We start from the raw sequence: 21,939 nt of genomic DNA on the forward strand, positions 1-21,939 counted from the left end.
GCACAGGACCCCTCTCTCCTCCGGCTGACGCGTCCATCGGGGCCCCGAGTACCGCAACCCCACGTGGCATCTCGTTGTGCCCCACCACGTCAAGACCAGGAGACACCACTCCAGTGGCAGTCAAGATCAAGCTGAAGCGTCTGGGCAAGATCCGCTCGCCTCACTACCGCATCGTCGTCGCCGACTCCCGCACCCGCCGGGACGGCCGCGCCATCGAGGAGATCGGCCTGTACCACCCGGTGCAGAACCCCTCCCGCATCGAGGTCGACGCCGAGCGCGTCGCCTACTGGCTGGGTGTCGGCGCGCAGCCGACCGAGCCCGTGCTGGCCATCCTCAAGGTCACCGGCGACTGGCAGAAGTTCAAGGGTCTGCCGGCCCCGGCGCCGATGAAGGTCGCCGAGCCGAAGGCCGACAAGCGCGCCCTCTTCGAGGCCGCCGCCAAGGCTTCCGGTGACGAGCCGAAGGGTGAGGCCATCACCCCGAAGGCGAAGAAGGCCGACAAGAAGGCGGACGAGGCCGCGGCCGAGTCCACCTCCGAGTCCACCGAGGACTGAGCGTGCTTGAGGAGGCCCTTGAGCACCTCGTCAAGGGCATCGTCGACAACCCCGACGACGTGCAGGTAGCCTCGCGCACCCTGCGTCGCGGGCGCGTGCTGGAGGTCCGGGTCCACCCCGACGACCTCGGCAAGGTGATCGGCCGCAACGGCCGGACCGCCCGCGCACTGCGGACCGTCGTCGGCGCCATCGGCGGCCGGGGCATCCGCGTCGACCTCGTCGACGTCGACCAAGTTCGCTGATCAAGTTGAACACCGGCTCGGGCCGGGGAGGGCCTTCGGGCCGTCCCCGGCCCGCGTCCGTATGTGAGGCTGGAACCACCGCGACCCGGTCGGATCCGGCACCGTCACCATCCATTGAGGAACCCCGACGTTCCTCGGCCACCTCCGCGAAAGCGGCGGCGGCCTAGCCGCAAAGAGGAGCACAGTGCAGCTGGTAGTCGCCCGGATCGGCCGCGCCCACGGCATCAAGGGCGAGGTCACCGTAGAGGTGCGCACCGACGAACCGGAACTCCGGCTCGCCCCGGGCGCCGTCCTCGCCACCGCCCCGTCCACCGTCGGGCCGCTGACGATCGCCACGGGCCGGGTCCACAGCGGCCGGCTGCTGCTGCGCTTCGAGGGCGTCGCGGACCGCACCGCCGCCGAGGCGCTGCGCAACACCCTGCTGATCGCCGAGGTCGACCCCGAGGAACTCCCCGAGGATCCCGAGGAGTTCTACGACCACCAGCTGATCGACCTCGACGTCGTCACCCGCGACGGCACCGCCGTCGGCCGGATCAGCGAGGTCTCCCACCTGCCCTACCAGGACCTGCTGATCGTGGCGCGCCCCGACGGCAGCGAGGTGATGATCCCGTTCGTCAGCGAGATCGTGCCCGAGATCGACCTGGAGGAGCAGCGCGCGGTCATCGACCCGCCGCCGGGACTCCTCGACGAGGCCCAGGCCGAGATCGCCTCCGCCCGCGAGGACAGCTGATGCGGCTCGACGTCGTCACGATCTTCCCGGAGTACCTCGAACCGCTGAACGTCTCGCTGGTCGGCAAGGCCCGGGCCCGCGGACAGCTCGACGTGCGCATCCACGACCTGCGGGAGTGCACCCACGACAAGCACCACACGGTCGACGACACCCCCTACGGCGGCGGGCCGGGCATGGTCATGAAGCCCGAGCCGTGGGGCGAGGCGCTGGACGGCATCCTGGCGTCCGGCGAGGGGGAACCCGTCCTCGTCGTCCCCACCCCCAGCGGTGTCCCGTTCACCCAGCAGCTCGCCGTCGAACTCTCCGCCAAGCCCTGGCTGGTGTTCACCCCGGCCCGCTACGAGGGCATCGACCGCCGCGTCATCGAGGAGTACGGCGACCGCCTGGACGTCCGCGAGGTGTCCATCGGCGACTACGTGCTGGCCGGCGGCGAGGCCCCGGTCCTGGTCATGGTCGAGGCGATCGCCCGGCTGCTGCCCGGCGTCCTCGGCAACGCCGCCTCCCACCAGGACGACTCCTTCGCCCCCGGGGCCATGGCCGACCTCCTGGAAGGCCCCGTCTACACCAAGCCCCCGGAGTGGCGCGACCGCACCATCCCCGAGGTGCTGCTCAGCGGCCACCACGGCAAGATCGCCCGCTGGCGCCGCGACGAGGCGTTCCGCCGCACCGACCGCAACCGCCCCGATCTGATCGAGCGCGCAGACCCCGCCGCCTTCGACAAGAAGGACCGGGAGATCCTCTCGATCCTGGGCTGGGCACCGGGCGAGGACGGCCGATTTGGGCGGACGAGTCAGTCCATGGAAGAATGAGCCGCTGCTGTCTGCGCCCGGTGTGCGCCCCTGCCACAGGGGGAACGACGTCCGCCCGGCAGCTCGGCAGTACATCAACCTTTCCGAATGATTCCGCTGATGACCTGTGGCATCAGCGAAGAAAGCAGTAGGTCATGCACCTTCTCGACTCCGTCGACTCCGCCGCACTGCGCAGCGACATCCCGGCCTTCCGCCCGGGTGACACCGTCAACGTCCACGTCCGCGTCATCGAGGGCAACCGCTCCCGTGTGCAGCAGTTCAAGGGCGTCGTCATCCGCCGCCAGGGCTCCGGCGTGCGCGAGACCTTCACGGTCCGCAAGGTCAGCTTCTCGGTCGGCGTGGAGCGCACCTTCCCCGTGCACACCCCGATCGTCGAGAAGATCGAGGTCGTCACCCGCGGTGACGTCCGCCGCGCCAAGCTGTACTACCTCCGCGAGCTGCGCGGCAAGGCCGCCAAGATCAAGGAGAAGCGCGAGCGCTGAGCCGCGCCGCACCGGGCAGCGGAAATCCGCCCCGGTGCACCGCGAGGCCACGCTCGCGACCGGCGTCCGGGCCCGGCCGGATAGGCTCTGGGCCCCATGGACACCGACGCACAGCTCACGGAGCGCGACCCCGCTTCCGACCCCGCTCAGGGGTTGGAGCGACGGTCGCGCTTCGCGCGTTTCCGGTCCCGGACGGCGCAGCTGCGGTACCGGCCGGTCACCCTCCTCGTGCTCTGCCTGGCCTTCCTGTTCCTGCTCAGCACCTTCGTCGCGCAGCCGTTCCTGATCCCCAGCACCTCCATGGAGAACACCCTGCGGGTCGGTGACCGGGTTCTGGTGAACAAGCTGGCGTACCGTTTCGGCGCCGGCCCGCGGCGCGGCGACGTCATCGTCTTCGACGGCACCGGATCTTTCGTTCACAGGGAGCAGGGGGAGAATCCCGTCACGGGACTGCTGCGCACGGCAGGCGCGGCGCTGGGCCTGGCCCGGTCCGACGACACCGACTACGTCAAGCGCGTCATCGGCGTCGGTGGAGACCATGTGACCTGCTGTGACAAACGGGGGCGGATCGACGTGAACGGTGAGCCGGTGACCGAGGGCTATCTCCATCCCGGGGACGCGCCCTCCGCCGTCCCCTTCGACATCGTGGTGCCGGCGGGCCGGCTCTGGGTCATGGGCGACCACCGCTCCCGGTCCAGCGACTCCCGCGACCACCTCGGCCAGCCCGGCGGCGGCACCGTCCCGGTCGACAAGGTGATCGGCCGCGCCGACCTGATCACCTGGCCGGTCGGCCGCTGGAGCACCATCGACACCCCGGGGTCCCTGGCCCGTATACCGGCCCCGGCAGGCCCCCATGGGTAACCGCGGACGCCCCCGCCACGGGCGCGAGGACGCCACCGAGGGCGCGATGCACGGCGGCACCGCAGAGGACGACCGCGGGTCCGGCACCCGTGCGGCGACCGGCGGGCGGGCCGAGCGCCGCCGCCAGGCCAAGCGCATCAAGCGCCGCCGACGCCGCTCCTACCTCAAGGAGATCCCGATCCTGATCGGGGTGGCGCTGGCCATCGCGCTGGTCCTGAAGACGTTCCTGGTGCAGGCGTTCGTCATCCCGTCCGGCTCCATGGAGCAGACGATCAAGATCGGCGACCGGGTGCTGGTCGACAAGCTCACCCCGTGGTTCGGCGCCACGCCGCACCGCGGCGACGTCGTGGTCTTCAAGGACCCCGGCGGCTGGCTCAAGGGCGAGCAGAACCAGTCGGCAGGCAATCCCGGCCCGATCAACGACCTGTTGACCTTCATCGGGCTGCTCCCGTCGGCCAACGAACAGGACCTGATCAAGCGCGCGGTCGCGGTCGGCGGCGACACCGTCCGCTGCTGCGACACCAAGGGTCGGGTGACGGTCAACGGCACGCCGCTCACCGAGCCCTACGTGCACCCGGGAAACCCGCCCTCCCAGCTGAAGTTCACGGTGACCGTCCCCACCGGGCGGATCTTCGTCATGGGCGACCACCGCTCCAACTCGGCGGACTCGCGGTACCACCTGGACGAGCCGTACCACGGCACGGTCTCGGTGGACAACGTCGTGGGCCGGGCCGTGGTCATCGCCTGGCCGTTCAGCCACTGGCGGTTCCTCGAAGAGCCCGACACCTTCGCCACCGTCCACGACGCGCCGGGCGCGAAGGCGGCGGCAGCGGACGCAGCGCATAGGGTGTCCTCCGAGAGTTTGACCGTACTCCCGACCCCTGCGGAACTCCCGCTCGTTATGGGAGTGGTGGGCCTGCACCGGTTGACGGGCAGGCGAGAGCGCGGAGTGAGGAGCAGATGTGGGGGACTTGGCGGTCGGCGCGCGGTCCGGAACCGAAGAGCCCGAAGAGCCGGCAGGTCGCGGTGAGTCCGCGCGGCAGGCGACGAGTTCCGTACATCAGCCACAGGCGCAGTCAGGCGGGTCCGCGTCGGGCCTGCCGCGCACAGATCCATCGAAGCAGTCGGACGCAGCGGCCGACGAGGAGGCGACCGGCAGCGTGACCAAAGGCAAGAAGCCGCGTGCCTTCTGGAAGGAGCTGCCGATCCTCATCGGCATCGCGCTGCTCCTCGCCCTGCTCATCAAGACGTTCCTGGTGCAGGCGTTCTCCATCCCGTCCGACTCCATGCAGGACACCCTCCAGCGTGGCGACCGGGTGCTGGTCGACAAGCTGACGCCGTGGTTCGGCTCCAAGCCGCAGCGCGGCGAGGTCGTCGTCTTCCACGACCCGGGCGGCTGGCTCAACGAGACGCCCACCCCGCAGCCCAACCCCGTCCAGAAGGTCCTCAGCTTCATCGGCCTGATGCCCTCGGCCGAGGAGAAGGACCTGATCAAGCGGGTCATCGCGGTCGGCGGGGACACCGTCGAGTGCCAGGGCGTCGGCCCCGTCAAGGTCAACGGCAAGGCCCTCAAGGAAGACTCCTACGTCTACCCCGGCGCCACCCCGTGCGGCGACCGTCCCTTCGGCCCGATCCACGTCCCCAAGGGCCGGATCTGGGTGATGGGCGACCACCGCGACGACTCCCTCGACTCCCGCTACCACCAGAACCTCCCGGGCAACGGCACGGTCTCCGAGAACGAGGTCGTCGGTCGCGCCTTCACCATCGCCTGGCCCATCAACCGCTGGGCGACCCTTCCGGTACCGGACACTTTCGACCAACCCGGGATCAACAAGGCAATGGGTGCGGCTCCGGCGGCCCTGGGCCTGGTCGGCGCCGTTCCGCTCGTGATCTGGCGTCGCCGGAGGCTGACCGCAGCGCGTAACCCCAGGTAAGGTGCCGTCCCGGATCTTCGACGCGGGCGTGTCCCGCGGGGCGGGAGCGCTGGGATGAGCAGCAGTACGGAACGTACGACGGACGGCCACGGCCGGACCACGGGCAGTGTGCTGTCCGGTCTGGCCGTGGCCGTCGGCTGTGTGCTGTTCCTGGGCGGCTTCGTCTGGGGGGCGCTGATCTACCGCCCGTACACGGTGCCGACGGACTCCATGACTCCCACCATCGCCGCCGGCGCCCGGGTCCTCGCCGAGAAGGTGAACGGCTCCGAGATACGCCGGGGCGACATCGTCGTCTTCAAGGACGCCTCCTGGGGCGACCTGCCGATGGTCAAGCGGGTCGTCGGCATCGGCGGCGACACGGTCGCCTGCTGCAGCAAGAAGGGCCTGCTGACGGTCAACGGAACCCCCATCGAGGAGCCGTACCTGCAGGGCGACGGCCCCGCCTCGCCCACCCTTTTCAAGGCCACCGTCCCCACCGACCAGCTCTTCCTCCTCGGCGACCACCGCAACGTCTCCCTCGACTCCCGCGTCCACCTCACCGACGGTGACCACGGCTCCGTGCCGCGCAGCGCCGTGGACGCCCGGGTCGACGCCCGCGCCTGGCCGCTCGGCAGCGTCGGCATGCTCCAGCGTCCCGAGAGCTTCGCCGCGCTCCCCGGGGGCACCTCCCAGCCGGGACCGCTCCGCCCCATCGTCCTGGCGGTCGTCGCCGGTGCCGTGCTCATCCTTGGTGGTGCGGCATACGGGCCGCTCGCACGGCGGAAGGGACGCGGACGTGGATGAGCGGGAGCAGGACCGGGGGCGGGCGCCGGAACGGCACGGGGCGGCCGGCGGAGCCGCCGGAGAGTCCGGCCTGACCGGCGAGCTGGCCGGGGGCTGTCGGACCGTTGAGGCCGATGAGGCCATCGAGTCCGCTGAGCCGCCTGCCGCCGCCGCGGGCGCGAGGGCCGCTGAGGCCGGCGGGGTCGATCGGGCCACCGCCGTGCGCCAGGTCTCCCGCGTGGTGCTGCTCGACTCCCAGGACCGCATCCTGCTGCTCCACGGCTTCGAACCGGACCGTCCGACCGAGACCTGGTGGTTCACCCCGGGCGGCGGCCTGGAGGGCACGGAGACCCGCGCGGAGGCGGCCCTCCGCGAACTTGCTGAGGAGACCGGCATCACCGAGGCCACCCTCGGGCCCCTCCTGTGGAAGCGCCGCTGCGCCTTCCCCTTCGACGGGCGACGCTGGGAGCAGGACGAGTGGTACTACCTGGCGCGGACCGACCGGACCGCCACCGACACCGCCGGCCACACGGACCTGGAACGGCGCAGTGTGTCCGGACTGAAGTGGTGGACCTCGGAGGAACTGTCGGCGTCGCATGAGACGGTGTATCCGACCAGACTCGCCGAGCTGCTGCGCACACTGCTCGACGAAGGGCCCCCGAGTGCGCCGGTGCTCCTGGAGACCGAGAGGGTCTGACGCACAATAGGGGGACGCACGGCTGAAGGGGATCTGCCATGAGCGCCGAGGACCTCGAAAAGTACGAGACCGAGATGGAGCTGAAGCTCTACCGGGAGTACCGCGACGTCGTCGGGCTGTTCAAATATGTGATCGAGACCGAGCGTCGCTTCTACCTCACCAACGACTACGAGATGCAGGTGCACTCGGTCCAGGGTGAAGTGTTCTTCGAGGTCTCGATGGCCGACGCCTGGGTCTGGGACATGTACCGACCAGCCCGGTTCGTCAAGCAGGTGCGGGTACTCACGTTCAAGGACGTGAACATCGAAGAGCTGAACAAGAGCGATCTGGATCTTCCGGGGAGCTGAGCCCCCCCGCATCGCGGAGCCGAGCCTCCGGCGCTAGGCCCGCTGGTTCGGCCGGCCTGGCGCCGGCCGCTGCAGGCTGCCCGGCCGCCGTGCGTCGCCCTGACGGGTGACGGAGTTATCCACAACCATGCGGTTGTCCACCAAGATCCAATAGATCCGGGTGGGGGCGTCACAGTCGGTGCCGGAGGTGGTACCGCATGAACGCCACACAGACCGGCCGCCAGGCCGAGGACACCGCACGCACCGCACAGCACACGCCGTACACACCGCACACACCGGGGAACGCCGATCCGGCAGCCCACCACCGCGACCGCGACGGCGATGGTGGGGCGGCGGCCGGGGCCGGCGGGGCCAGGGCCGGGACGCACGGATCAGGCGCCGATCCCCACAGGCCGGGGGCCGCGCGCCGCACGTCCGGGACCCCGGGCCGGGGCCCCGGTGCGCGGCATCGCAAGCGGCGAAGGCACCCGGAAGACCGGTCCCCGACGACGGCCCGGGAAAGGCCCCCGACAGCCGGGGAGAGGCCCTCGACGGCGACCGGGAAGCCATCCCCGGCGCCACGAACGACGGACACGGCGCAGACGGCGTCCGCACCGCAGATCGCGCGCCCGGCACAGCCCGCGCGGCCGGCTCCACCGACCACGTCCCGCAGCGCCCTCGGTCGCTACGGCGAAGACCTGGCCGTCCGGCGACTCACAGAAGCCGGCATGCGGATCCTCGCCCGCAACTGGCGCTGCCGCCACGGAGAGATCGACATTGTCGCCGTCGATGGTGACGCCCTGGTCATCTGCGAGGTCAAGACCCGCCGCGCCGGCTGGTACGAACACCCCATGGCGGCCGTCCGCCCCGAGAAGGCCACTCGGCTGCGCCTACTGGCCGAACGCTGGCTGGAACGGCACGGCGGCCCACCACCCGGCGGCGTACGCATCGACGTCATCGGCATCCTGCTGCCCGCCCGCGGCGCCCCCGTGGTCGAACACGTACGAGGGGTGGCGTGATGGGATTCGCCCGCACCTGCTCCGTCGCCCTCGTGGGCGTCGAAGGAGTCGTCGTCGAGGTCCAGGCCGACCTGGAGCCCGGCGTGGCCGCCTTCACCCTCGTCGGACTGCCTGACAAGAGCCTGGTCGAATCCCGGGATCGAGTCCGCGCAGCCGTCGTCAATTCCGGCGCCGAATGGCCGCAGAAGAAGCTCACCGTCGGCCTCAGCCCCGCATCCGTCCCCAAGAGCGGCAGCGGCTTCGACCTCGCCGTGGCCTGCGCGGTCCTCGGCGCCGCCGAACGCCTCGACCCCCGCGAGCTCACCGACCTGATGATGATCGGCGAACTCGGCCTCGACGGCCGCGTCCGCCCCGTCCGCGGCGTGCTGCCCGCCGTCCTCGCCGCCGCCGACGCCGGATACCGCCAGGTCGTCGTGCCCGAACAGACCGTCGCCGAAGCCTCACTCGTCCCCGGCGTCTCCGTCCTCGGCATCCGCAGCCTGCGGCAACTCATCGCCGTCCTCGCCGACGAACCGGTCCTCGACGAGGAAAACCCCCTCGACGAAGGCCGCCCCGACCCGCTCCTGGCCGGGCTCGTCATGCCCGGCACCGGCGTCACCGCGGGACTGCCGCACGGCGACCACCTCCCCGACCTCTCCGACGTCGCGGGCCAGCACGACGCCCGACGTGCCCTGGAAGTGGCCGCCGCCGGACGCCACCACATCTTTCTGAAAGGCCCACCGGGCGCAGGCAAGACCATGCTCGCCGAACGCCTCCCCGGACTGCTGCCGCCTCTGACCCCCAAGGAATCCCTGGAGGTCACCGCCGTCCACTCGGTCGCCGGCACCCTCCCGCCGGGCCAGCCACTGGTCCACCGCCCGCCCTACTGCGCCCCGCACCACTCCGCGACCATGGCCTCCCTCGTCGGCGGTGGGACCGGCCTGCCCCGCCCAGGGGCCGTTTCGCTCGCCCACCACGGTGTGCTGTTCCTCGACGAGGCCGCCGAATGCAGCCCACGCGTCCTGGACGCACTCCGCCAACCGCTCGAATCCGGCCACATCGTCGTGGCCCGCGCCGGCGGCATGATGAGGATGCCCGCACGCTTCCTGCTCGCCCTCGCGGCCAATCCCTGTCCGTGCGGACGTCACGGCACCACCGCCGGCGGCTGCGAGTGCCGGCCCTCCTCGGTCCGCCGCTACCGCGCCCGACTCTCCGGGCCGCTGATGGACCGGGTCGATCTACGGATCTCCGTGGAACCGGTCGCCCGCTCCGAACTCATCGCACTCGGCCGCGCCGCCGAATCCACCGCCGCCGTCGCCGAACGCATCCGCGCCGCCCGCGAGCGCGCCACGGCCCGCTTCGCCGGCACGCCCTGGCAGACCAACAGCGAGGTACCGGGCCACGAACTGCGCACCCGCTGGCCGGTCCACCCCGGCGCCCTCGCCCAAGCCGAACGCGACCTGGAATGCGGCCTCCTGACCGCCCGTGGCCTCGACCGCGTTCTGCGCGTCGCCTGGACCGCCGCCGACCTCGCCGGCCGCGACCGCCCGACGAAGGAGGACGTCAACTGGGCGCTGGAACTCCGCACGGGGGTACGACGCGGCGCGGTGACGACGGGAAAGCCGACGACGGGAAAGCCGACGACGGGAAGGGCGGCGGGGGGAACGGCAGTGGGGACACGAGCGCACGACGGCGCAAGGGCCGGGGCCGGAGGGGGCCCGGGGGCGGCGACACGACCCAGCGACCGAGCGAGAGCCGCCGCACGAGAGAAAGCAAGGACCGCACCGGCTCATACCGCTGAGACGGGAGAGGAACCGGACACCGGGAGCAGGGGCGCGGAAACGGGCACGGCCGGCGCAGGAACGTCACCGGTGACAGCACCGGGGGAGAGGCTGCGAAAGACGCCGGACCCCCGCCCGCGGATCGCCCTCGCCCCCGCCCCGGACGGCCGAGGTGAACGATGAACACCATCGATGAATGGGGCTTCGTCACAGGTGAGGAGGAGCCGAAACCGGTAGCCGACCCGCAACCGGTACCTGAGCCTCAGCCAGCGACGGGGACAGGACCGGGAACGGGGGCGGAGGCCGGCGGACCCTGTCCCACCCACCGCGCACGCCCAGACGCCGACCGCGCCACGACGACGCCCATCGAGCGTCCGACGGCAAGGCCCAGCACACCCCGAAAGCCCCGCGCACACCGCCCGGCACCCACCGCGCACGAATCCTACGAACCACAGCGAGCGGCCCGCGCCGCCCTCACCCGCATCCTCGAACCCGGTGACGAAACCGCCGGCCGCTGGCTGCGCGAGATGGGCCCGGTGGCCCTCTGGCACGCTCTCTCCCAGGACGACGTGCCCCCGCCCCTCGGCGCCAGCCTCACCAAGATCGCGGGCCTCCGGCTGCGCGCCGCGCGAGCCCGCCCCGCAGCCGACCTCGCCGCCGTCGCCGCGCTCGGCGGACGCTTCATCTGCCCCGGCGACGACGAATGGCCCGGCCAGCTGGACGATCTCGGAGACGCCCGCCCCATCGGCCTCTGGGTACGCGGCACCGCCAACCTGCGGATCTGGGCGCTGCGCTCGGTCGCCGTGGTCGGAGCACGCGCCTGTACCGAATACGGCGCCCACCTCGCCACCACCCTCGGCGCCGGACTCACCGACCGCGGCTGGACCATCGTCTCCGGGGCCGCGTACGGGATCGACGGTGCCGCCCACCGCGGCGCGCTCGCCGCGGACGGGGCGACCGTCGCCGTGCTCGCCTCCGGAGTGGACCATCCCTATCCGCGCGGACACACCGAGTTGATCGACCGGATCGCCGAACAGGGCCTGCTCGTGGCCGAGTTGCCGCCCGGCGACCACCCCACCCGGAGCCGCTTCATCCAGCGCAACCGCGTCATCGCCGCCCTCACCCGCGGCACGGTCGTCGTGGAAGCCGAACTCCGCAGCGGCTCACTGGTCACCGCACGGCGCGCCCTGGCCCTCGGACGCTTCACGATGGGCATGCCGGGTCCGGTCACCAGCGGACTGTCCGCCGGGGTGCATCAACTCCTGCGCGGCGAGGCGGCGGTGGTCACCGACGCCGACGAGGTCATCGAACTCGTCGGCAGCATCGGAGACCTCGCCCCCGAGCGCCGCGGCCCGACCCTCGCGCACGACCTGCTGGACCCGGTCGCCCGCAGCGTGCTCGAAGCGCTGCCCGCCCGCGGCGGCGCCGATACCGAACACGTCGCGCGGGAGTCGGGCACGCCCCGCGACCTCACCCGGGGCAAGCTCTTCGAGCTGCAGTCCTTGGGATTCGTTCAAAGGTGCGGTGAACGCTGGGAGTTGGCCCGCCGTGTCAACTCGACCGAAGGTTCCCGGCGAGGCGGTACTTGACCTGGCGCGAACGGGTGAAAGGGTGAGGGGAATGACCGCAGAATCCAGATTTGCCGTGGTTCGGCGCGTGCGGCCGACCCGTTGGAGCGCGACGGCACGGCACAACGTACGCACGGGTTCCCGCACGCCAGGCCGGCGCGTCCGCCGGGGGCGCCCGCCCGGCGGGCGCCCCCGGCGGACGCGCCCCCGGGACTCCTTCCGGGTGCCGCCGTGTCGCGCGAAGTAACCCTGAGGTGCGGGCAGCGGAACGTATCTGCGCACACCCAACCCGCCTTCCTCGCACACCGCGACGCCGCGGTCACGCTACGCTCACGACAGTTCAAGCCTCATGCATCCACCCACCCCCGTCTCGGCAGAACGGCTCAAGGCGACGAATGCCCCAGCACACCTCCGGGTCTGACCGCGCGGCAGCACCACCCGCCGCGCGCGGCAGCGTGCGCCCCGCCCCGCCCTCCTCGGTCGACGAGCTGTGGCGCTCCTACAAGGCATCAGGCGACGGACGCCTGCGGGAACAGCTGATCCTGCACTACTCGCCACTGGTCAAATACGTCGCCGGCCGGGTCAGCGTCGGCCTGCCCCCCAACGTCGAGCAGGCCGACTTCGTCTCCTCCGGAGTCTTCGGACTGATCGACGCCATCGAGAAGTTCGAGCCCGAACGCTCCATCAAGTTCGAGACCTACGCCATCACCCGCATCCGCGGCGCGATGATCGACGAACTGCGTGCCCTGGACTGGATTCCCCGATCGGTGAGACAGAAGGCCCGTGCCGTGGAGCGCGCCTACGCGACCCTCGAAGCGCAGCTGCGCCGCACGCCGACCGAGGCCGAGGTCGCCGGCGAGATGGGCATCCCGCTGGAGGAACTCCACGGCGTCTTCAGCCAACTGTCCCTGGCGAACGTCGTCGCGCTCGAAGAACTGCTCCACGTCAGTGGCGAGGGCGGTGAGCGCCTCAGCCTGATGGACACCCTGGAGGACACCGCCGCCGAGAACCCCGTCGAGATCGCCGAGGACCGCGAACTGAGACGGCTGCTGGCGCGCGCCATCAACACCCTGCCCGACCGTGAGAAAACCGTGGTCACCCTCTACTACTACGAGGGCCTCACCCTCGCCGAGATCGGCAACGTCCTCGGCGTCACCGAGAGCAGGGTCAGTCAGATCCACACCAAGTCCGTCCTCCAGCTCCGCGCCAAGCTGGCGGACGTCGGACGCTGAGGGCCAGGCGCCCGGGACGCGAGCGTCGAGCCGAACCGGCGACGGCTGGGAGGGGTTAGGTGCGCCGCTGTGTGGGGTGGCTTCCCGGCGACCGGGCTAGGGGGACGACCGGACTACCGGACAGGGGCGACCGGACTACTGCTGGGGCACGGCGGTTCTCGGGCCCACCAGGCGGATTGGGCCTGGAGTGGTGGGTGGGGCAGTCTATGCGCCCAGCGGGGAAGGGGGAGGGGAACGAGGTGCCGCTTGCCGCCCTTTGCGTCCTTGATCGCCCTGCGGGTGACAGGCCGATGAGGAGCCGACGGCCGCACTGGCACAGATCTGTGTCGCGATGCGGAGTGCCACGGCGAGGACGCCATCCGTAGAGTGGTGACGTGCCCAGGATTCGAGCGGCCTCGGTGGCCGAGCACCGGACGATGCAGCGCGGCGCCCTCTTGGACGCCGCCCGCACCTTGTTGTCCGAGGGCGGAACGGAGGCGCTGACCTTCCCTGCCCTCGCCGAGCGCACGGGACTCGCGCGCTCCTCCGTATACGAGTACTTCCGCTCCCGAGCGGCTGTCGTCGAAGAACTGTGTGCCGTCGACTTCCCTGTATGGGCCGCGGAAGTCGAGGCGGCGATGGAGGGCGCCGAGACGCCCGAGGCGAAGGTCGAGGCGTATGTGCGCCGGCAACTGGCACTGGTCGGTGACCGACGGCACCGCGCCGTCGTCGCCATCTCCGCCGGAGAACTGGACGCCGGGGCGCGGGAGAAGATCCGCGCGGCGCACGGCGGACTGATCGCCATGATCGTCGAGGCGCTGGCCGCCCTCGGCCACACCCAACCCCGCCTCGCCGCGATGCTGCTTCAGGGCGTCGTCGACGCCGCGGTCCGTCGTATCGAACTCGGCGCCGCCGAGAACCCGGAAGAGATCACCGAGGCAGCGGTGGCCATGGTCCTCAACGGGGTGCGCGGCTGAAGCCTGGTGCGGGCTTGAGGGGCGGCCTTGGGGGGCGGCCTCTCTGCCCCCTGGGGCCCCGCCCCCGCCCCCCGCCCCCCGCCCCCGCTCCTCCTCCACCACCCCTGTCAGCCGGCAGCCGGCAACCAGCAGCTCGAAATGGTCTGCTATCGCGTATCGCGCGCACCGCATGGCGGGGCCCGTAGGGCACGGCAAACCGGGCCCTACGTTCGTACCGTTCGCATAGGCATCGCCCCGCTCTCCTTTACGTGCCGCTCTTCACCGCCGCTCTCGCGCCGCATCGCCTCCGCTGCCTTTTCCCGATCGCAGCCCAACGGCTAGGGCTGCGAAGTCGGGCTCGCCGGCTCGCCTCCGGTGGACGACGGAGCCGCCCCAAGGCCCACAGCGCAGCGCCCGCGAGAGTGATCGCTCCGAGTAGGGCCGCGCCCGTGGTTCCCGCCGACACGTCCGTCGTTTCGTGGGCCGTTGGCGCAGGGTGCTCACGATGCTCACGATGCGGACGGGACGGTCCGATTGCCGGGACGCCTCCCGGTAAGGGGATGCCGAAGACGGGGAGCAGTCGTGAGGGTCCGTTGCGGAACGCGGCTGGCGGCATGAGCGAGAGGGGGTTGAGGTAGGCCGTACCGCGGCGCAGGCCCCAGTGGAGGCAGGGAGCACGGCAGTGGTAAGGGCCGTCCTCCAGCATGCCGACCGGCTGGCCTGCGGTGACGCGTTGGCCTTTGCGGGCGGTGGCGCGGACCGGCTCGTACGTGGTGTGCAAGGGAGGGTGACCCGAGCCGGACACCTCGATGGTGAGGACGCCGCGGCCGGCGACCGTGCCGACGAATGCGATCTGTCCGGGCGTGGCGGCCCTGACGACTGCGCCGCCGGATGCGGCCAGGTCTACGCCTCTGTGCCCCGCCGCCCATGGGGTTGGGGGAGGTTCCCAGCCGCGTAACACTGCGGGTCGTGTGCCGGCAGGACCGTCGACGGGCCAGGAACGCTCCAGCGTCGGAGTCGTTGGTCCGGGGCCCGGTGCCGCTTCGGCATACGGCGCCGCAGCCTCGGCCACCCCCGTTGTCACTTCGATCGTGCCCACCCCCACCGCGGGTACGACCACGACATGCAGGGCGCACATGGCGAGGGCAGGAAGCCAGCGCCGTCCGGTGGCGGCGCTGCCGTCACGAGCCACGGGCGGTGCTTGTCTCGCCGTCGCCTTATCCGAAGCCGACGCTGGTCCTGGCCCCGGTCCCGGTCCTCTTCCCGTTCCTGTTTCGGATTCCGTTTCCGATCCTGGTGCCACCTCCTGCTCCGGTTCCGGCCCCCGTCCGGGGGCCGTCGGCCCCGGAGGCGGGACTTCCGCAGGCGGGTCCGGTGATGGTGCCGACGCTCGGCCTGTGGGCGGTGGGCCCTGGTGGTCCCGTGGGTGTGGGCGTGGGTGTGGGTGACGGGGGCGTGGCACGTGGGGCTGGCGGGGGCGTTCGTCAGGGGGTGGCTTCTGGCGGGTGTGCTGGTCGGGCTTGTGGGCGGAGCGTCGTGGGCGGGGCACGGTCTGTCGTCGGGAGGGTGGGCGTGTGGTGAGGGGGCGCCGCCTTGCGGGGCCGGTGAGTCGTCGCATGTGTTGACCATGGCGGATGCGGGACCGGCGCGCGGATCTTGGTCAAAAGCTGTGGACGACGGGCCGATTGTGGATAACGGCGTCACCCCTGCAGGGCGCGAAATGGTGCGTGTCGCCCGGTGCATCGCCCGTCCCGTACACTTCTGATGGCGATCCGGGTCACCGGGTCGACTTCGCACGCCCCGCCACCAGTGCAGCAGTCCCATTCGGGCAGCACGTCGGCCGCGCTCTCGGTCCTCGGAAGGTTCCACCCGGTTCCTCCCTGGCAGGCGCGTCGGGGCGTCAGGCACCGCGGCCGACCGGTCGTGGTGGAACCGAGAAAACAAGGAGTACGGCCATGGCCGTCGTCACGATGCGGGAGCTGCTGGAGAGCGGCGTCCACTTCGGGCACCAGACCCGCCGCTGGAACCCGAAGATGAAGCGCTTCATCTTCACCGAGCGCAACGGCATCTACATCATCGACCTGCTCCAGTCGCTGTCGTACATCGACCGCGCCTACGAGTTCGTCAAGGAGACCGTCGCCCACGGCGGCTCGGTGATGTTCGTCGGTACGAAGAAGCAGGCCCAGGAGGCCATTGCCGAGCAGGCGACCCGCGTGGGCATGCCCTACGTGAACCAGCGCTGGCTCGGCGGCATGCTGACCAACTTCTCGACCGTCTACAAGCGTCTGCAGCGCCTCAAGGAGCTTGAGCAGATCGACTTCGAGGACGTGGCCGCCTCCGGCCTCACCAAGAAGGAGCTCCTGGTCCTCTCCCGCGAGAAGGCCAAGCTGGAGAAGACCCTCGGTGGTATCCGCGAGATGCAGAAGGTGCCCAGCGCCGTCTGGATCGTGGACACCAAGAAGGAGCACATCGCCGTCGGCGAGGCGCGCAAGCTCAACATCCCGGTTGTCGCGATCCTCGACACCAACTGCGACCCGGACGAGGTCGACTACAAGATCCCGGGTAACGACGACGCGATCCGCTCCGTCACCCTGCTCACCCGCGTGATCGCCGACGCCGTCGCCGAGGGCCTGATCGCCCGCTCCGGCGCCGCCACCGGCGACCAGAAGCCGGGCGAGAAGGCCGGCGAGCCGCTCGCCGAGTGGGAGCGCGACCTGCTCGAGGGCGACAAGAAGTCCGACGACGAGGCCCCCAAGGCCGAGGCCCCGGCCGCCGAGGCCGAGAAGCCGGCCGAGCAGGGCTGACCTCAAGACCGGTTGATGACGGCGGGGGAGGGCGCCACAAGCGCCTCCCCCGCCGTCCACCCGTAGATCTTTCGACTTCCGCGATTCCGAGAAGAGATTCACAGACCATGGCGAACTACACCGCCGCTGACGTCAAGAAGCTCCGCGAGCTCACCGGCGCCGGCATGATGGACTGCAAGAAGGCCCTGGAAGAGGCCGAGGGTAGCGTCGACAAGGCCGTCGAGGTCCTGCGCGTCAAGGGTCAGAAGGGCGTCGCCAAGCGCGAGGGCCGCTCCGCCGAGAACGGCGCGGTGGTCTCCCTGATCGCCGACGACAACACCTCCGGCATCATCCTCGAGCTGAAGTGCGAGACGGACTTCGTCGCCAAGGGTGAGAAGTTCCAGTCCGTCGCCAACGCCCTGGCCGCGCACGTCGCCAAGACCAACCCGGCCGACATCGAGGCTCTGCTCGCCTCCGAGATCGAGGCCGGCAAGACCGTCCAGGCGTTCGTCGACGAGGCCAACGCCAACCTCGGCGAGAAGATCGTCCTGGACCGCTTCGCGCAGTTCGCCGACGGTTACGTGATGGCGTACATGCACCGCACCATGCCTGACCTGCCGCCGCAGATCGGTGTCCTTGTCGAGCTCGACAAGGAGAACGCCGAGGTCGCCAAGGGCATTGCGCAGCACATCGCCGCCTTCGCCCCGAAGTACCTCTCCAAGGAGGACGTCCCGGCCGAGGTCGTCGAGGCCGAGCGTCGCGTCGCCGAGGAGACCACCCGCGCCGAGGGCAAGCCCGAGGCCGCCCTGCCGAAGATCGTCGAGGGTCGCCTCAACGGCTTCTTCAAGGACGCGACGCTGCTCGGTCAGCCGTACGCGCTCGACAACAAGAAGTCCGTCGAGAAGGTCCTCCAGGAGGCCGGTGTCACCCTGAAGCGCTTCTCGCGCATCAAGGTCGGCATCTGAGCCTGCCGCGAAGGCAGCGAATGACCTACGGCCCCGCTAGGGTCGTACGCAGTCGGCCGCTCATCGGTCGGCCGCAGATGTGACGAGGAGGCCATTGCCGGACAGGGATCTGACCAGACCCACGGCAATGGCCTTCTTCGTATGTGCACGAGGAGAGCTCAATGAATCACGGTGCCGACGGCGCGGACACACACAAAGCCGGGAACGGCGGCAGGCGCCGCTTCCTTCTGAAGCTGTCGGGCGAGGCCTTCGCCGGTGGCGGCGGACTGGGTGTCGACCCCGATGTCGTGCACGCCATCGCCCGCGAGATCGCCGCGGTGGTTCGTGACGGCTATGAGATCGCCATCGTGATCGGCGGCGGCAACTTCTTCCGCGGCGCCGAACTGCAGCAGCGCGGTATGGACCGGGCCCGTTCCGACTACATGGGCATGCTCGGTACGGTCATGAACTGCCTGGCCCTCCAGGACTTCCTGGAGAAGGAGGGCATCGACTCCCGCGTTCAGACGGCGATCACCATGGGCCAGGTCGCGGAGCCGTACATCCCGCTGCGCGCGGTGCGCCACCTGGAGAAGGGCCGGGTCGTCATCTTCGGCGCCGGCATGGGCATGCCGTACTTCTCCACCGACACCACCGCCGCCCAGCGCGCCCTGGAGATCGACGCCGAGGCGATGCTGATGGGCAAGAACGGTGTGGACGGGGTCTACGACTCCGACCCCAAGCAGAACCCGGACGCGGTCAAGTTCGACGCCCTCGAATACGGCGAGGTCATCACGCGCGACCTGAAGGTCGCCGACGCCACGGCCATCACGCTGTGCCGGGACAACAAGCTCCCGATCCTCGTGTTCGAGCTGCTCGCCGAGGGGAACATCGCGCGTGCGGTGAAGGGTGAGAAGATCGGCACGCTCGTCAGCGATCAGAACACCCGGGCCTGACGGCCTCAACTGCCGTGATTCCGTGCGGGCGTCGGCCCGTACGGGCGGCAACCCCCGGTCGTGGGAAGACCTCGGTACGGGGATGGACAACCGCCTGCCGGTCGGACACCGTGCAGGAGAAGACGCGCGGCAGGGGCGAGGCTCTGCTTCTTACCGAAAAGACCAGGAGCAAGTGGTGATCGAAGAGATCCTCCTCGAAGCCGAGGAGAAGATGGAGAAGGCCGTCGTGGTCGCCAAGGAGGACTTCGCCGCGATCCGCACCGGGCGTGCGCACCCGGCGATGTTCAACAAGATCGTGGCGGACTACTACGGTGCCATGACGCCCATCAACCAGCTGGCGTCGTTCTCGGTGCCGGAGCCGCGGATGGCCGTGGTGACTCCGTTCGACAAGAGCGCGCTGCGCAACATCGAGCAGGCGATCCGTGACTCGGACCTCGGCGTCAACCCGAGCAACGACGGCAACATCATCCGTGTGACGTTCCCGGAGCTCACCGAGGAGCGCCGTCGCGAGTTCATCAAGGTCGCCAAGAACAAGGCCGAGGACTCCAAGATCTCGATCCGCAGCGTGCGGCGCAAGGCCAAGGAGTCGCTCGACAAGCTGGTCAAGGACAAGGAGAGCGGCGAGGACGAGGTGCGCCGCGCCGAGAAGGAGCTCGACGACGTCACCGCGAAGTACGTCGCGCAGGTGGACGAGCTCCTCAAGCACAAGGAATCCGAGCTCCTAGAGGTCTGATGAACGAGTCATCCTGGGGGACCCCGTCCGGCGCCGGCCATTGGGGACCGCCCGACCACGGATCGGCCGCCTCGCTGCGCGGGGCGGCGCCTCCCGTCCCGGCGGGTCCCGTGCACGACGGGGGCGGCGCGGCGCAGACTCGGCCCATGCCCATCGTGCCCGAGCCGGGCGGACACCAGGATGACCATCGGGACATCCGGGAGGACCGGGACAACCCGGAGCACCGGGGGGCTGCTCGCCTGAGCGGCCCCCTGTTCCGCGACGACAGGCCGCAGGAGCCCATGCCCACCTCGCCCCCCGGGTCCGACAGTGACCCAGTGAAACCGCAGAAGAAGAGCGCGGGGCGCAATCTGCGCGCCGCCATAGGGGTCGGCGTCGGACTCGGCGCCGTCATCCTCGCGTCGCTCTTCGTCTACAAGCCGGTGTTCATCGGCGTCATAGCGATCGCTGTCGTCGTGGGCCTGTGGGAACTGACCTCGCGGCTGGCGGAGCGCAAGGACATCCGGGTGCCGCTGGTCCCGCTCGCGATCGGCGGCACCGCCATGGTGATCGCCGGATATGTGCGCGGCGCCGAGGGCGCATGGGTGGCCATGGCGCTCACCGCGCTCGCCGTCCTCGTCTGGCGGATGACAGAGGCGCCCCAGAACTACCTCCGGGATGTCACGGCCGCGGTCTTCTCGGCGTTCTACGTCCCGTTCCTGGCGACGTTCGTCGCCTTGATGCTGGCCGCCGCGGACGATGGGCCGCAGCGGGTGCTGACGTTCCTGCTGCTGACGGTCGTCAGCGACACCGGGGCCTACGCGATCGGCTGGCGCTTCGGGAGGAAGAAGCTCGCGCCGCGGATCAGCCCCGGCAAGACCCGTGAGGGGCTCGTCGGCGCGGTCCTCTTCGCGATGGTGGCCGGCGCACTGTGCATGCAGTTCCTGATCAAGGACGGCGCCTGGTGGCAGGGGCTGCTGCTCGGCGTTGCCGTCGCGGTCAGCGCCACTCTCGGCGACCTCGGCGAATCCATGATCAAGCGGGATCTGGGCATCAAGGACATGGGCACCCTGCTGCCCGGCCACGGCGGCATCATGGACCGGCTGGACTCCCTGCTGCCGACCGCCCCGGTGGTCTGGCTGCTGTTCGTGATCTTCGTGGGATCGGGTTGAGCGCCGCCGGTTACCCTTGAAGGGCGCGTCGCACGTTTGCGGCGCGCCCTTTCCGTCCCCGCGACCGCGGGGGTGATCCGTGAGGTCTCCTGGTTCCGGCCCCGTCCGGACCTGGTTCCGCGCCGGCGGCAGCCGCCCGGCCTCGTTGCACAGAGGAGTTTCCGCCCATGGCACGCCCGGCCCCGGGAGAACTGACGTTTGTCGCCCCCCGCGGCGCCAAGAAGCCCCCTCGACACCTCGCCGACCTCAGTCCGGCCGAGCGCCGGGAGGTGGTGGCCGCGATCGGTGAGAAGCCGTTCCGCGCCAAGCAGCTGTCGCAGCACTACTTCGCCCGCTACGCGCACGACCCGGCGGAGTGGACCGACATCCCCGCGGCGGCCCGTGAGAAGCTGGCGGCGGAGCTGCTGCCGGACCTGATGTCGGTGGTGCGGCACATCTCGTGCGACGACGACACCACTCGCAAGACCCTGTGGCGGCTGCACGACGGCACCCTCGTCGAGTCCGTCCTGATGCGCTACCCGGACCGGGTCACCATGTGCATCTCCTCGCAGGCCGGCTGCGGCATGAACTGCCCGTTCTGCGCCACCGGACAGGCCGGTCTGGACCGGAACCTCTCCACCGCCGAGATCGTGCACCAGATCGTCGACGGGATGCGGGCGCTGCGCGACGGAGAGGTCCCCGGTGGTCCGGCGCGGTTGTCCAACATCGTCTTCATGGGCATGGGGGAGCCGCTCGCCAACTACAAGCGGGTGGTCGGCGCCATCCGGCGGCTGACCGACCCCGAGCCGGACGGCCTGGGCCTCTCCCAGCGCGGCATCACCGTCTCCACCGTCGGGCTGGTCCCGGCGATGCTGCGGTTCGCAGACGAGGGCTTCAAGTGCCGCCTCGCGGTGTCGCTGCACGCGCCCGACGACGAGCTGCGGGACACCCTCGTACCGGTCAACACCCGCTGGAAGGTCCGCGAGGTGCTGGACGCGGCGTGGGAGTACGCAGAGAAGTCCGGCCGCCGGGTCTCGATCGAATACGCCCTGATCCGCGACATCAACGACCATGCGTGGCGCGGTGACCTGCTGGGGCGGCTGCTCAAGGGCAAGCGGGTCCACGTCAACCTCATTCCGCTCAATCCGACGCCGGGCTCGAAGTGGACCGCCTCGCGGCCAGAGGACGAGCTGGCGTTCGTACGGGCCATCGAGGCACACGGCGTGCCGGTGACCGTCCGGGACACCCGAGGCCAGGAGATCGACGGCGCCTGCGGGCAGCTCGCGGCCTCGGAGCGCTGAGCCACCCGCTGGTACGGTGTCGTCGAACAAACGCACATTCCGACAGGGGAGCGCCACAGCGCTGAGAGTGCGGAGACGTCGTAGCCCTACGGCGCCCGCAGACCCTTGAACCTCGCCCGGGTCATTCCGGGTAGGAAGTTCGGTCGTCACTCATGCTGTTGCGCCCCGCCCACCGTCCGTTGCC

At 70.6% G+C, this 21,939-nt stretch carries 22 protein-coding genes and 1 pseudogene; 22 read left to right on the forward strand and 1 reads right to left on the reverse strand.

The features are described from left to right. Positions 1 to 113 precede the first annotated feature (113 nt). From rpsP to JNO44_RS29970, 16 genes and pseudogenes are all read left to right on the forward strand, one after another. Positions 114 to 554 carry a 30S ribosomal protein S16 gene (gene rpsP, locus JNO44_RS29895; protein ID WP_039632400.1) on the forward strand — a complete coding sequence of 147 codons (441 nt, stop codon included), beginning with the start codon at positions 114 to 116 and terminating at the stop codon, positions 552 to 554. A gap of 2 nt (positions 555 to 556) precedes the next feature. Then, positions 557 to 796 carry an RNA-binding protein gene (locus JNO44_RS29900; protein WP_003980229.1) on the forward strand — a complete coding sequence of 80 codons (240 nt, stop codon included), beginning with the start codon at positions 557 to 559 and terminating at the stop codon, positions 794 to 796. A 184-nt stretch (positions 797 to 980) separates the two neighbouring features. Then, positions 981 to 1,526, forward strand: a complete 546-nt coding sequence (gene rimM / locus JNO44_RS29905; protein WP_073447692.1) for a ribosome maturation factor RimM — start codon at positions 981 to 983, stop codon at positions 1,524 to 1,526. Continuing rightward, positions 1,526 to 2,335 (forward strand): tRNA (guanosine(37)-N1)-methyltransferase TrmD, encoded by an 810-nt coding sequence (gene trmD / locus JNO44_RS29910; RefSeq protein WP_067346621.1) that lies wholly within the window; start codon positions 1,526 to 1,528, stop codon positions 2,333 to 2,335. Before rimM ends, trmD begins: the two co-directional genes overlap by 1 nt. 134 nt (positions 2,336 to 2,469) lie before the next feature. Continuing rightward, positions 2,470 to 2,817, forward strand: a complete 348-nt coding sequence (gene rplS / locus JNO44_RS29915) for a 50S ribosomal protein L19 (RefSeq protein WP_039632393.1) — start codon at positions 2,470 to 2,472, stop codon at positions 2,815 to 2,817. 96 nt (positions 2,818 to 2,913) lie between these two features. Beyond that, the gene (lepB, locus tag JNO44_RS29920; RefSeq protein WP_205366829.1) at positions 2,914 to 3,678 is read left to right on the forward strand and encodes a signal peptidase I; all 765 of its coding nucleotides are present in this window, start codon (positions 2,914 to 2,916) and stop codon (positions 3,676 to 3,678) included. Then, entirely contained in the window at positions 3,671 to 4,708 is a 1,038-nt protein-coding gene (gene lepB, locus JNO44_RS29925; RefSeq protein ID WP_102925978.1) for a signal peptidase I, read from the forward strand. Before lepB (JNO44_RS29920) ends, lepB (JNO44_RS29925) begins: the two co-directional genes overlap by 8 nt. A gap of 130 nt (positions 4,709 to 4,838) precedes the next feature. Next, positions 4,839 to 5,612, forward strand: coding sequence for a signal peptidase I (gene lepB, locus JNO44_RS29930; protein WP_039632387.1), 774 nt, complete (start codon positions 4,839 to 4,841; stop codon positions 5,610 to 5,612). Between the two features lie 54 nt (positions 5,613 to 5,666). Continuing rightward, positions 5,667 to 6,395: a signal peptidase I gene (gene lepB, locus JNO44_RS29935; protein WP_205366830.1), complete on the forward strand. Its 729-nt coding sequence runs from the start codon at positions 5,667 to 5,669 to the stop codon at positions 6,393 to 6,395. 199 nt (positions 6,396 to 6,594) lie between these two features. Beyond that, positions 6,595 to 7,071: an NUDIX hydrolase gene (locus JNO44_RS29940; RefSeq protein ID WP_102925976.1), complete on the forward strand. Its 477-nt coding sequence runs from the start codon at positions 6,595 to 6,597 to the stop codon at positions 7,069 to 7,071. 38 nt (positions 7,072 to 7,109) lie between these two features. Then, complete coding sequence (locus JNO44_RS29945; RefSeq protein ID WP_003980220.1) at positions 7,110 to 7,418, forward strand: DUF2469 domain-containing protein; 309 nt, start codon at positions 7,110 to 7,112, stop codon at positions 7,416 to 7,418. 599 nt (positions 7,419 to 8,017) lie between these two features. After that, positions 8,018 to 8,416 carry a YraN family protein gene (locus JNO44_RS29950; RefSeq protein WP_205370749.1) on the forward strand — a complete coding sequence of 133 codons (399 nt, stop codon included), beginning with the start codon at positions 8,018 to 8,020 and terminating at the stop codon, positions 8,414 to 8,416. After that, positions 8,416 to 10,009: pseudogene (locus tag JNO44_RS29955) on the forward strand (YifB family Mg chelatase-like AAA ATPase); the annotation flags it as partial. The gene JNO44_RS29950 and the pseudogene JNO44_RS29955, both read left to right, overlap by 1 nt. Positions 10,010 to 10,355: 346 nt before the next feature. Further along, positions 10,356 to 11,765 (forward strand): DNA-processing protein DprA, encoded by a 1,410-nt coding sequence (gene dprA, locus JNO44_RS29960; RefSeq protein ID WP_205366832.1) that lies wholly within the window; start codon positions 10,356 to 10,358, stop codon positions 11,763 to 11,765. A 374-nt stretch (positions 11,766 to 12,139) separates the two neighbouring features. Beyond that, a complete protein-coding gene (whiG, locus tag JNO44_RS29965) occupies positions 12,140 to 12,976 on the forward strand; it encodes an RNA polymerase sigma factor WhiG (protein WP_205366833.1) in 837 nt (278 codons plus the stop codon). Between the two features lie 416 nt (positions 12,977 to 13,392). Then, complete coding sequence (locus JNO44_RS29970) at positions 13,393 to 13,932, forward strand: TetR/AcrR family transcriptional regulator (RefSeq protein ID WP_205370751.1); 540 nt, start codon at positions 13,393 to 13,395, stop codon at positions 13,930 to 13,932. Positions 13,933 to 14,176: 244 nt separating this feature from the next. Here JNO44_RS29970 and JNO44_RS45205 read toward each other — a convergent pair whose 3' ends face one another. Beyond that, the gene (locus tag JNO44_RS45205; RefSeq protein ID WP_420882703.1) at positions 14,177 to 15,529 is read right to left on the reverse strand and encodes a peptidoglycan DD-metalloendopeptidase family protein; all 1,353 of its coding nucleotides are present in this window, start codon (positions 15,527 to 15,529) and stop codon (positions 14,177 to 14,179) included. 337 nt (positions 15,530 to 15,866) lie between these two features. Between JNO44_RS45205 and rpsB the strand changes: the two genes are divergently transcribed. The 6 genes from rpsB to rlmN all read left to right on the forward strand — a co-directional run bounded on the left by rpsB (position 15,867) and on the right by rlmN (position 21,755). Further along, the gene (gene rpsB, locus JNO44_RS29980; RefSeq protein WP_039632376.1) at positions 15,867 to 16,715 is read left to right on the forward strand and encodes a 30S ribosomal protein S2; all 849 of its coding nucleotides are present in this window, start codon (positions 15,867 to 15,869) and stop codon (positions 16,713 to 16,715) included. A gap of 107 nt (positions 16,716 to 16,822) precedes the next feature. Further along, complete coding sequence (tsf, locus tag JNO44_RS29985) at positions 16,823 to 17,659, forward strand: translation elongation factor Ts (protein ID WP_205366834.1); 837 nt, start codon at positions 16,823 to 16,825, stop codon at positions 17,657 to 17,659. A gap of 161 nt (positions 17,660 to 17,820) precedes the next feature. Further along, positions 17,821 to 18,591, forward strand: coding sequence for a UMP kinase (gene pyrH, locus JNO44_RS29990; protein WP_039632372.1), 771 nt, complete (start codon positions 17,821 to 17,823; stop codon positions 18,589 to 18,591). Between the two features lie 175 nt (positions 18,592 to 18,766). Next, complete coding sequence (gene frr / locus JNO44_RS29995; protein ID WP_016572240.1) at positions 18,767 to 19,324, forward strand: ribosome recycling factor; 558 nt, start codon at positions 18,767 to 18,769, stop codon at positions 19,322 to 19,324. Further along, positions 19,324 to 20,475, forward strand: a complete 1,152-nt coding sequence (locus JNO44_RS30000) for a phosphatidate cytidylyltransferase (RefSeq protein ID WP_205366835.1) — start codon at positions 19,324 to 19,326, stop codon at positions 20,473 to 20,475. Before frr ends, JNO44_RS30000 begins: the two co-directional genes overlap by 1 nt. 167 nt (positions 20,476 to 20,642) lie before the next feature. Beyond that, positions 20,643 to 21,755 (forward strand): dual-specificity RNA methyltransferase RlmN, encoded by a 1,113-nt coding sequence (gene rlmN, locus JNO44_RS30005; protein WP_205366836.1) that lies wholly within the window; start codon positions 20,643 to 20,645, stop codon positions 21,753 to 21,755. The last annotated feature ends 184 nt before the right edge of the window (positions 21,756 to 21,939 follow it).

It is taken from the genome of Streptomyces noursei (assembly GCF_016917755.1).
Taxonomy (GTDB): domain Bacteria; phylum Actinomycetota; class Actinomycetes; order Streptomycetales; family Streptomycetaceae; genus Streptomyces; species Streptomyces yunnanensis.